Annotated in this window: 9 protein-coding genes; all 9 read right to left on the reverse strand. The window is 60.4% G+C overall.

Going from position 1 to position 11,108, the window contains the following annotated elements; all coding sequences use genetic code 11:
• Positions 1 to 3: 3 nt before the first annotated feature.
• A complete protein-coding gene (locus BO1_RS02775; protein WP_028216245.1) occupies positions 4 to 972 on the reverse strand; it encodes a threo-3-hydroxy-L-aspartate ammonia-lyase in 969 nt (322 codons plus the stop codon).
• Positions 969 to 1,661 (reverse strand): helix-turn-helix transcriptional regulator, encoded by a 693-nt coding sequence (locus BO1_RS02780; RefSeq protein WP_043283578.1) that lies wholly within the window; start codon positions 1,659 to 1,661, stop codon positions 969 to 971. The genes BO1_RS02775 and BO1_RS02780 overlap by 4 nt, the downstream gene beginning before the upstream one ends.
• Positions 1,662 to 2,239: 578 nt before the next feature.
• Positions 2,240 to 4,486, reverse strand: a complete 2,247-nt coding sequence (locus BO1_RS49420) for an ATP-dependent DNA helicase (RefSeq protein WP_043283580.1) — start codon at positions 4,484 to 4,486, stop codon at positions 2,240 to 2,242.
• Positions 4,483 to 4,923 carry a VPA1267 family protein gene (locus BO1_RS02790; protein WP_028216247.1) on the reverse strand — a complete coding sequence of 147 codons (441 nt, stop codon included), beginning with the start codon at positions 4,921 to 4,923 and terminating at the stop codon, positions 4,483 to 4,485. Before BO1_RS02790 ends, BO1_RS49420 begins: the two co-directional genes overlap by 4 nt.
• Entirely contained in the window at positions 4,923 to 5,357 is a 435-nt protein-coding gene (locus BO1_RS02795; RefSeq protein ID WP_028216248.1) for a hypothetical protein, read from the reverse strand. The genes BO1_RS02790 and BO1_RS02795 overlap by 1 nt, the downstream gene beginning before the upstream one ends.
• Complete coding sequence (locus BO1_RS49425; protein WP_043283582.1) at positions 5,354 to 7,366, reverse strand: integrase; 2,013 nt, start codon at positions 7,364 to 7,366, stop codon at positions 5,354 to 5,356. The genes BO1_RS02795 and BO1_RS49425 overlap by 4 nt, the downstream gene beginning before the upstream one ends.
• Positions 7,366 to 8,904, reverse strand: a complete 1,539-nt coding sequence (locus BO1_RS02805) for a site-specific integrase (RefSeq protein ID WP_043283583.1) — start codon at positions 8,902 to 8,904, stop codon at positions 7,366 to 7,368. The genes BO1_RS49425 and BO1_RS02805 overlap by 1 nt, the downstream gene beginning before the upstream one ends.
• Entirely contained in the window at positions 8,879 to 10,144 is a 1,266-nt protein-coding gene (locus tag BO1_RS02810; RefSeq protein ID WP_028216250.1) for a tyrosine-type recombinase/integrase, read from the reverse strand. The genes BO1_RS02805 and BO1_RS02810 overlap by 26 nt, the downstream gene beginning before the upstream one ends.
• Positions 10,145 to 10,277: 133 nt before the next feature.
• Positions 10,278 to 10,820: a single-stranded DNA-binding protein gene (locus BO1_RS02815; RefSeq protein WP_028216251.1), complete on the reverse strand. Its 543-nt coding sequence runs from the start codon at positions 10,818 to 10,820 to the stop codon at positions 10,278 to 10,280.
• Positions 10,821 to 11,108 lie beyond the last annotated feature (288 nt).

Genomic DNA, 11,108 nt, shown 5'->3' on the forward strand with positions numbered 1-11,108 from the left:
GCATCACTGTGCGCTCGTCAGCTCCGCGAAACGCAACAAATCGACATTCCCACCCGAGATCACAATGCCCACGCGCTTGCCGCGCACATCCACTTTGCGCTGCAGGACGGCCGCCGCGGCGAGGCAGCCCGTAGGCTCGACCACGAGCTTCATGCGGCTCGCGAAGAATTTCATCGTCCCGACAAGCTCCGCGTCGCTGACCGTCACGATCTCGCTCACGCGCTCGCGGATCACCGCGAACGTATAGCCGCCCAGATGCTGTGTCTGGGCGCCATCGGCGATCGTCTTCGGCGTGTCGATGTGGACGATCGAGCCCGTCTGCAGGCTCTGCTGGCCGTCGTTGCCCGCCTCGGGCTCGACCCCGATCACCGTGCAGCGCGGCGCGAGCGCATGCGCCGCCGTAGCGCACCCCGAGAGCAGCCCGCCGCCGCCGAGCGGCGTGAGCAGCACGTCGAGCTCGCCCGCGTCTTCGAACAGCTCCTTTGCCGCCGTGCCCTGCCCCGCCATCACATGCGGATGGTCGTAGGGCGGAATGAGCGTGAGGCCGCGCTCGGCTGCGAGGCGCTTGCCGAGCACTTCGCGGTCCTCGGTGTAGCGGTCGTAGAAGACGACTTCGCCGCCATAGCCGCGCGTCGCCTCCACCTTCACGGCGGGTGCGTCCTGCGGCATCACGATCACGGCCTTCACGCCCAGCAGTTGCGCCGAAAGTGCGATGGCCTGCGCGTGATTGCCCGACGAGAACGTGATCACGCCGCCCGCCTTCTGCTCCGGCGTGAACTGCGCGATGGCGTTATAGGCGCCGCGGAACTTGAACGCGCCCATGCGCTGAAGGTTTTCGCATTTGAAGAACAACTCCGCGCCCGCGAGCGCATTCGCCGTGCGCGAGGTCATGACGGGGGTGCGGTGCGCGACGCCGCGAATGCGCTCGTGCGCGGCGGCGACATCATCGAAGGAGATCGGCAGTGTGCTCATGGTCGGTGCTCGCTGGGCAGGTAGGTGTAGACGGTCGAGCGCGCCACGCCGAGCGTGCGCGCCACTTCGGCCAACGCGTGGCGCAGGTTCAGGAGGCCGCTGTCGGCCAGCTCGCGCACCGCTTCGCGGCGCTGCGCGAGGGTCATGCCAATGGGCGTGGTATTGCGCGCGGCGGCAAAGCGCTCGAGCGCCGCGCGCACGCTCTCGCGCGCCTCGCTGCTGCCGCGTGGCACCAGCGTTTCCGCTACGGGCGCGGCCGCGTCGGTCTGCATCAGCTGGCCGAGGCCCGCCGTGACCGCGCCGAGCAGCGACACGTCCATGTTCAGGCAGATGGCCGCGACATAGTCGCCCGCGCTGTTCTTCAGCCCGATCGACGTGCTCTTGGCCGGGCGCCCGTCGGGGAAGCGGTTCGGATAGTTGGCCACGACTTCGGGAAAGCCGGAATCGGTGATGCGGGCGAGGCCCATTTCCGTGGCGGCATCGCCAACCTCACGGCCCGAAAGATTGTTCGAGATCGCGACGACCGAGTGCTCGGGCGCCGTGAGGTCGTGCAGCACCACCTCGACGAGCGGCGCGAGCGTCTGGCCGAGCGCCTCGACGATCTTGCGGCCCTCGCGCAGGAGAAGCTGGTTTTCGCTTGAGTGCGCGTCCGGGAGCGGGCTCTGGAGCGCTTTTGCATGTTTCACCATGACTGACATTTTGACATTTGATGACGAAATGTCAATCGACGATTGCCGGCAGTGCCGATCCTGTCCTGCGATCGATGGGAGGCGAAAACGCCGCAGCGTGGTGTCGAAATGTGGTGTCAATGCGCGCCCATTGGTTTGAGGGCGGGCAGCAAGAACTCGGAGAATCGCGGCTCAGGAAAGCCGGCAGCCGCCTGTGGAAAAGAAAAACCCCGCACCAGGGCGGGGTTTTCTCTGCATTTCGCGGTTGCGAGGCTTTAGAACGGTTATCCACACTAAAAAATGTTGGTAACGCCCTCGGTGTGAGTGAGTGAATGGCTTTCGCGCCTCCACGGACTGCATACTTGTTGGTAAAGCTCGCCAGAAGCAAATTTCGTGCTGCACTGCGCGTCAAATCGCGGGGTTTGTGGGTAGAGGTAATCGTGGCGATGTACCGCTACGAGCGCGTCGTATGGCATGGTCGGAAGCCCGATAATGCCGAGCTTCCAACCAGGCCACAGCGTATTAATTCCCGCGTGCGTCAAGGGTTCGCTACGCCGGGCTAAGCCCGCCCTTGACCCATTCAATGTCGTCGAACAACTTTACGCATGCTCGAGAGAAACGGCTTCGGCTTGCTCGAGATATCTCGCCAAGGCGTCGCCCAGCGCTACCTTGCGCGTATGTGCCTTAGGTGGCGCAAGCACTGCCAGTCGCGCAGCGTCCATGTTACCCACCAGCAGAACCTGCACCTGTGCTCGAGTGATAGCGGTGTAAAGCAACGTGCGGTCCAGTAGCCGCGAATCCGTCACCGGCACAATGATTCGAGGCCATTGCGAGCCTTGAGCTTTGTGAACGGTGACCGCACGACCCAGCTCGATGTCTTCGAGCATGTCGTCGGTCAATGCGCGAAGGACGCCGTCGTCCCATTCAACCCACGCGAGGACCGCAGGCGTTTCACCTGGAGCCTCGATGGGCGGCGCTTCCACCCGAACGACTTTGCCGAGCGACCCATTTTGCAGAGCCTTGTCCCACATGTTTCGCGTGCACAGAAGCACGTCGCCCAAGTTGAATCCGCAATACTCCGGCCGCTCGAACTCGTCATTCCATCGCACGACCTCGGCAAGCCCGCTTGTGAATCGCTGCTGACACAACTGGTTCAGCGCTTTCGTTCCTGCCGGACCGTTTCGCAATGGCGACAACACCTGCGTGTTTGCTGGGTCGAGCGCATACAACTCGACCACGCGCTCGGCAATCAGCCGGTCGTCGCAAGGGATAAAGGCGACCGGAGCCGTGTGGTCAGTGCCAGCGGACGGCCAGTTTCCGGCGCGAATTGCCGACGCCACCGTAAAGATTTCTCCGCCGTAGCGCTTCACAGTCGTCAACTCTGTTGCGGGGATGGACGGAATCCCTACGATGGAATGGAGAACCAATCCGGGCCCAACGGGCATCAACTGATGCGGGTCTCCGGCTAGCAGCAAGCGCACATGGGAAGGCAGCACGTGGCAAATGCGACTCATCGAAATGATGTCGACCATGCTCGCTTCGTCGATAACCAGCACAGTCGGGCCGTCGAAATCCGAATCCCGCATTGCCTTGAGAAAGCTGGCAATAGTCACAGCCGCCCGGCCGGTCGCCTCCTGCATCCGTTTCGCCGCGCGGCCCGCGAGGGCGACTTGAAGTACCTTGATGCCAGCAGCGTCATAGATGCGGTACACAGCTTTAAGGACGGTCGTCTTGCCTACGCCGGCACCGCCTGTAATACAGGCAAACGCGTGTTCGGCGGCGAGATGAATGGCGCTTTGCTGCTCGCGGTTCAGGCTAATGTTATCTTCCGCCTGAACTGCCTCAATAATGCCGTCCACCGCAGCGCTACTGAGCAACGCTTGAGAGCTTGCTGTCAGCCGCTCGCAAATCGCCTTGGCAACCTGCCGCTCCATGACCACTGCGCCCAACGGTTGCAATCCAGACGCGCTTTCTACGAAGGTGCCGTTGGACAGCCCTTCGTTCAGGGCTTTAGCAGCAAGCTGACGCCATGTTGCATTGGGGAGGGGCTTACCCAGAAGTGGAGCGAGCTGCTTTTCGAGGTCAGCCTTGAGCGTGACTGTGTGGCCGTTGGCAAACGTGCGATAGCACGCTTCTTCCACGGCACCACGCAGGCGTCGTGGGTCATCTGCCTGGACACCAAACCGGCTCATTGCCAGTCGGTCGACATCCGACCATTTCCCGAAGAACGACAAGAGCCGGTAAGGGTCCTCTTCGATACGCGCCTGCGCCTCCCGGCCGAAGTACTTCAAGACCTTGCGGCCAATACGTAAATCGAAGCCGTTGGCCTGCAGCCATTGCAGAGTCTGGGATTGACCATGTGCCGCCCAGGCACTGACCAATATTCGCGCTGCATCTTCCGTGAGTACATCCGTCAGCGCCGACGAGTCCGCCTTGTCCAGAATCGTATACAGGCGCTCACCAAACCGTTCCCAAAGACGTCGGGCCTTCACAAAGCCGAGACCCTCAAATGCGGGATTCTCGGCTATATATTTGATGATGTGTTCGCCAGCAGGCATCGCGAGATGGGCAAGTGCGGCATCCACCTGCTGCTCGACGAGCTCGAAACCATCGACAACAACACGCCGTTCCGTGAGTGGCCCGCTGACATGCCACCATTGACCACGTTCGACGCGCGTGGCACCGAGCACCGTCCGGTTCGCTTTCACAACGATGTATGAATGCGCATCCGTAACCGAACCATCAATGTCGATAGGAACGCCCGTAAAGATTGCGCCTCCAAATCCTCGAGGATTCTGCGAGCGCAAACCGGTCACTCGAAGTACGACGGTGGCCGCTTCGGTCATCGAGGCAGCCTCCCGGTCTCCGCGAGGACCTCATGCAGCACAGAATAGCGAGCCAGCAGCTGTTTGAGTTCGGCATTTTCTGCTCGCAGACTGGCGTTTTCCTGCTCCAGACGTGACAGTCGCTCCGCATCCTGCGCCGCGCGTACGGGTTCGGCACGGCGAGCCTGCCCCGGTACCTCGGTCCCAGATTCCACAGGCTCGACCACTGGAGGAAGCACGTGGCGCTCACGCAGTGAGTCCTCCAGGTCCTTCAGCGCCTTCCGGATACGTGGATTCTGCGCCAGAGCTGATTTGGCAAAGCCGCATTCTGCGGCGATTTCCGTGCGCGACAGAACGCCTCGCATCACCATGTTCCGGAAGTCGTCGTCGGTCTTGGACGCAACCCAGGTCGCGAACCGCTGCACGTACTCCTCGGCCAGCTGCTGTCCGTTTGCCATCACTCATCCCCTCCGGTTCGGTCCCGCTTGGGCTTGGACAGCGGCGCATTGAGCATCGCCATGGTGACACCCTTGCGCTCCGCATTCGTCGCCCACGTGACGAACTGCTCAAGCAACAGCTGGTTTTCCTGCTCGAGGCGCTTCGCCTTGTCCTTGTACTTTTGCGCCTCTTGCATCGCAGCCCGAACCCGTTCGTCCCGTGGCTCGCTTCGGCCACCCGGCTTTGTCCCTCTGAGGGTGTCCTTCTTGAAGGAGAACGCGTTGGCGATTTCCGGATACTCGGAGAACGTAAAGCGTGAATACCTGATGCCAATGGTCTTTTCTACGGCATCGAGCAGCGCATCCCACGTGAGCTTGCCAGTCCAGCCGTCGAGGATGTCGATTACCCCCTTGATTCGTTCCTCAGTCAGGTCAGGTGCGCGCGTTTTCTTCATGCGAGCACCTCCGGTTGCGAGGCTGCAAGCGCATCACTGGACGGTTCGCCATCAGCGGTAACGAGAGGGGCATTGACCACCTTGAGGCGAATTCGTGCCCCGGGTGCAACCGCCGGGTCCTCGATGATAGATAGCAGGAAATTGACACGCTCAAGCGTCTGGGTTTGATGCTTCACCCAGTTGTCGGCACCGTACTCTTCGTCGTTCAGGGCTTCACGCGCGGCCTTCAGCAGGTACTCGGACTCACTTTTAAGCTGACGGAGATTCGCCTCCTTGTGCGCCTCGCCCTTCACGCACTCCTGCTCCTCGCAGTTAATGCAGTCGCGGTACATCGGGCAGGGCTCACTGGCGAAGTCATGCATGCACCATCCATACTCGGTGGTGTGGGCGGCAACAGCCCCTTTTCGCTGGAAATCGCTACGCACTATGAGGTCACGCGGCTCCGAGACTACAAGATTATCGGTAAAGCCGGTCTTTAGTGCCTCGCTGATGGGAGCCTGAACCTCGTCAGAGGTCATATGGTCGTAGGCCCGGTTCTGCTTCACATCCTTACGCCCGGAGAATATGGCAATCTCCGTACTGCTCATGCCGCCCATATGGGCAAGCATGTTCAAGTAGTGCCTCAGGCTGTGGCTTTTGAGCACAATAGGGGAGCCGTCGTCTTCCGTGTAATCGAATCTGTCGAAGATAGAACCCCGGCTGTCTTGTGCTCGCAGACGATAGTTGATGGTGCTGTAATCGACACAACTGAACATGCAAAGGTAGGGTGCCTTTTGTGAATCAAGTTCGTTCGTCCGGGCGATAGACATCGCGTCCTTGCAGAGGAGATTGGGGGCTCCGGGAACGAAGGGGAACATCGCTGGGAGCATCGAAATCACCGCGCGCTCCACATCTTGAAAGCGATAGCCGACCTTTCGCTTCCCCAAGGGCACGCCTGTGAGCCCATGCGTGTCCCGCGCCCATAGACTCGCCGCGTTACGTTGCGACCCATCGGCATTGCCCCATAACACCAAAGCAATCTCTCTCGCAGTCAACACCTCCTTGTGCTTAAGGTGCATTGCTGCCGGATGGAGATACAGGTTTTTGGGATTAGCGGTGTACCAGGCTGCAAGCTCCTGCGCCGGGACGGATAGCCGCAAAAGGTTACCAACCGCTTCCCTCGCAACCGGGGCCATCTCGGAGGGTAGCCATTTCGTTGTGTCTTCAAATCCCTTGGACCCGGCCCAACGCAGTCCCAACTTGCCGCGAAATTCACCGTCCCCTTCGACGAGACAGTTGCGCTGCAGCCGAAGTACCTCGTTGATGCGCTCCGGCGCGCAAAGCAGGAGTGCCGCATTACTGGAAACCAGCACATCTGCGGGCTCCACGGCCTGACGAAAGATGCCGGCTATGCCGCGCAGGGCCGCTGCCGATGGCAGCTTTTCCTGCCGGGCGGTCAACGCCTCTTTCGAAATCCTCGACCCATGCTCCGCTGGCTTCGTCAACGGATGAACCCATTCTTTAGACAGCGAAATGAAACCGAAAGAGTTCATCAGTCCGGCAATTTTCTGGAGTTGGCCACCTATCTGATAAGCAGCCAACGCGGAGCGGTCCTTCTGCGCAAGCTCTACGGCCGTGTCCAATATATCGGCGTTGACTGCTGTCGGCCGAAAGCCCTTGTGCCATTCCCGAAGAGACGCTTCAAGACATCGAAAGGCGGCGATTCGTGTGGACTGGGAGACGACCGCATTCGTGTCTTGCATATAAACGAGCATTGCCTTGGCAAAGTCAAGGAACGGCTGAGGCAGACACGGCTCGGGCGAGTCGGCAAACGCAGCTTCCAGAGTACTGAACACCGCTCTGTGAACCTTGTTGTGGCCTTTCAGCTGCCCACAGTCCCAAGCGTTCCGGTCGAACTGCCTGCGCGCGTTGAGCACTTCCGATTGCCTGCACAGGTCAATAAAAGCCTGCAAGTTGACTTGGGGTTCGAGTTCAGCGCGGGGGGTGAAATGAAGAACGTGTGCATCCATCAAGCAGACTCCTGTTCTGCATTCTCACGCTGCGCCTTCACTGCAGCACACTCAGCCATGACTTCCTGGACGGCCCGAATGGCGTCGTCGTTGATGGCTGCGATTCGCTCGTCGCCTGCGTGTGCATTTCTCTGCTCCATCAGGCGGTGGTACACCTTTTCATGCGGCGCATCGAGCCACGGCTCAAACTTGAAACAGGTATAGCAGGCGTCAGGCTTGCTGAAACCGCAGCCCCGGCCCGCACAGCTGCCAACGGGGTCTTTCGAGACCCGGAAATCAATGATTCTGCTGCCCAATGCACCCCTTTGAGTCGACTGTTCCTCGCCCTCAACCAACTGGCCTTTGAACGCGTGCGCGAGAGGTGCCAACTGCTTGCCCATCGCGGCGTCGATGTTTTCCACAATTTTGGGCGTAGCCTGGACGTAGACGCCGACCTGTTGCAGGTCGACGTGCCCCAGCCGGTCGGCGATGACAACCTTACTGGCACCTTCTTCCGCAAGCCGCGTCCCAAAGGTATATCTGAACCTCCTAGGGGCAAGCGGCATCGGCTCGTAGTTGAGACGCTGCGTAGGTGGGGCAATGGGATTCAAGGCGGCCGCGAAGACCTTAGTCAGAGCATCGCCCGTGCAGTGACCGAAAAAGATATCGTCTGCCGTCCGTTTCTTCTGCCCAAATGTCATCACGGCACTGTCAGGAAACAGCGGGGAGTCTTCTGGCCAACCGGACGTGGAAAGCACGGTAATGTATTCCTGTACCAACCGCCCCGTCTGCGGGCTTAGGTCGAATTCCTTGAACGACGAGCGTGCGTGCGCTTCTCGCGTTTTGGCTTGTGGCAGGTTGAGAACAAACGTGCCGTCACGAGCACCGAAGTCCATTATCTTGAGGGACGCATACTGTGACGTGCGCCCGCCACAAGCGAACAACAGTCGAGTCAGAACCGTGGCCCACAGGGGCAGTTCTCCTTTTCCATAGGCCGTATCAACGGCTTTGTACAGTGCCGTGTACTCTGCTTCGCTGAACGGGCCTTCTTCTGGGTCTCGCGTCAGGACGGCTCTTCCTTTTGTGTTCCCGGGCTTCCGACGCTGGCGCAGATATTTAGCGCATTCAGGGTCTACGCCGGGCAACGCAAGCGCCACCCACTTCTGAAGAAGCACATTCAGGGTCGACAGCCGCCATTTTTCGTGTGGGCGGAGTCGGGCCGAATAGCTGGATACCTCCGCGATGGTAATATCGGCCAAAGGAGCTGCCTCGTCTCTCGAAGAGAGGAAGTGGGTCAGGGCCTGAAAAAGATTGTAGACATGGCTGGACGAACTGCCCTTCGCAAAAACCATCAGGGCATGCTTGAGTGGTTCACGCAGGAACACGGTCTGCCCATGAAATCGCCGGTAGTCAAGATGAAGACGGAACGGCCCATCAAACCACTCCCAGACATCTTCCTGCGGCCGGAACGAGACGCCTCGCTTTGTAGCTGCAGTTTCGGGCAAACGAATCGCGAGGTCGCGGGAGACTACGTTATTTATCGTTTTTGAGTGATTCATCAAGTCGCTCCTGGAGCTTCAAAGCTACCTCGCGCCCTTTGCGGGCGGTATGTCGACGTGTATAGGTCGCAGCCATCGCCGAGTTGTCGGTCCAGCCCTGCTGGGCGTTACGCGCCTTCTCTTCCACCGCGTCGCTGAGTCCGAGGGCTTCGGCCTGCTCGGAGAACCGGTCATTCCAGGTATGGCGCATGACATGGCTCGTCAGTCGCACCGGAAGCCCCGGACAGGCAGCACGCAAATCAGCAAAAAGCTGGTCGACGCTCGACTCCGAGAGCGCATCCCCTTCGTCCGAGACAAAGATTTGGGGAATTTTCCGGGCCGCCTTGATTGCGTAGCGGTCCGACTGAATAAACGCCCAAAGCAGTTTCATGATGGCAGGGCGCAGCTCAATCTCTCGGTCCCTGGTCTTTGTGTTGGGCTGTTTAGGGCGAGCATCATTGGCAGCATCCGCACGACGAATGATGCGCAGTTTGGGCTGATTTGGCAGGAGGTCTCCAGTCTGCATCCCGAGGAGTTCGCCACGGCGCATGCCTGTCGCCAGCAGGAGCACAATCATCAGCCAGTTGCGCCGCCGGACGAACTCATGCTTCCATGGGTTATCCGGCGAATCGGGCTTGACGACGGCCAGTAGTCGGTCCGCTTCCTCCGTGCTAAGACCAACACGGGCATTCAGCTTTGCACGCTTCGAGTCCTTGGGAATGTTTGCTCGAAAAGCTGTGAGCGCCCGCTCGCTTGTGGCCTTCAGCTCAACTCGCGCGGATGCGGTAAGCGCGGCGCTTACATAGTTGACGGCGAACTCCAGAAAGTCGGCCATGTATCGCAGTCGCGTCGCCTGCGTCCCGACATCAACCGCTCGCCGGGTGGGGGCTTCACGCGTGTGTCGGCGAAAACGGATTCGCGCAAGATTGATGACAGCGGGATTGTCCTCGACGTCGTCCCCCTCATCGAGGTCATCCATTCGATACTGCGCAGCGGACGCCACCCGGTCCAGCTCCGGAATTGTAAGAAATTTGCCCGCGCCCAGACGAGCGAACAAGTTCACCTTTTTGCTCGCAAGCTCGCGATACAGCAAGGCCATGGCCATGCAAACACCGTGAATCGTGTTGGCCGCTCGACCTTTGCGCCGATATTTGTCGACGTACAAGGTAACTTCGTGGACCGGCAACCCATTGGGAGCCTTGAGCACCGAGACGTGCTCCCCGTTCCGAAAACGCACCCGCTTGGCGATGTACTGGGCCATCTACCCACCATTTTCAGCAAGTAAGGTTTAAGTTCTCATCCTATTTAAGCACAAAAAAATATGTGGGTAAAGAAAAAGCCCGTCTCCACAGGGGAGAACGGGCTTTTACCAACAAAAATTGGTTTAATCAGTTCTAGAACGGAATGTCGTCGTCCATCTCGTCGAAGCCGCCGCCGGCCGGCGCGTTCGAGCGGCCACCGCCGCCGGCACCCGCACCGCCACCGCTCGAGCGCGGCGCGCCGCCACCCGAGGCTGCACGGCCGCCGCCGCGCGGTGCGGACGGCTCGCGGCTGTAGCCGCCGTCGTCGCCCATGTCGCTGCCCGACGAGGCGCCGCCGCTGCTGCGGCCGCCCAGCATCTGCATCTGCTCAGCGACGATTTCCGTCGAGTAGCGGTCGGTGCCGTCCTGCGCCTGCCACTTGCGCGTGCGGATGCGGCCTTCGATATACACCGACGAACCCTTCTTCAGGTATTCGGAAACGATCTCGGCCAGACGGCCAAAGAACGCCACGCGGTGCCATTCGGTCATTTCCTTGAACTCGCCGGACGTCTTGTCCTTGTAGCGGTCGGTGGTCGCGAGGCGGATGTTCGCCACAGCGTCGCCGCTGGGCAGATAGCGCACTTCCGGTTCGGCGCCGAGATTGCCGACGAGGATCACCTTGTTCACGGATGCCATGAGTTTCTCCTGTTGATTCCGTTGCGTTTGAGCGGCCACGCATTTCGCGCATCGGCGTCACATTGCGATGCGCGGCGCGCGGTCCGCCTCTCGCGAAAAATGTTGCGGCGAACGCCGGGTTCGCCTCAAGGCAGAGGGCGGGCGCGCTTGCGACCCCGCCCGCGGCGCTTGTTCGAGGGCTGGCCCCATCAAGCCCGCTTCGGTTGCACCTTCAGCGGCACCTTCATATAGGCCGCGATTATAAGCCAGCACAGAACGAGCCCCGAGCACGCGTAAAACACCGCGCTC

The organism is Paraburkholderia oxyphila NBRC 105797, from assembly GCF_000685075.1.
GTDB classification, from domain to species: domain Bacteria; phylum Pseudomonadota; class Gammaproteobacteria; order Burkholderiales; family Burkholderiaceae; genus Paraburkholderia; species Paraburkholderia oxyphila.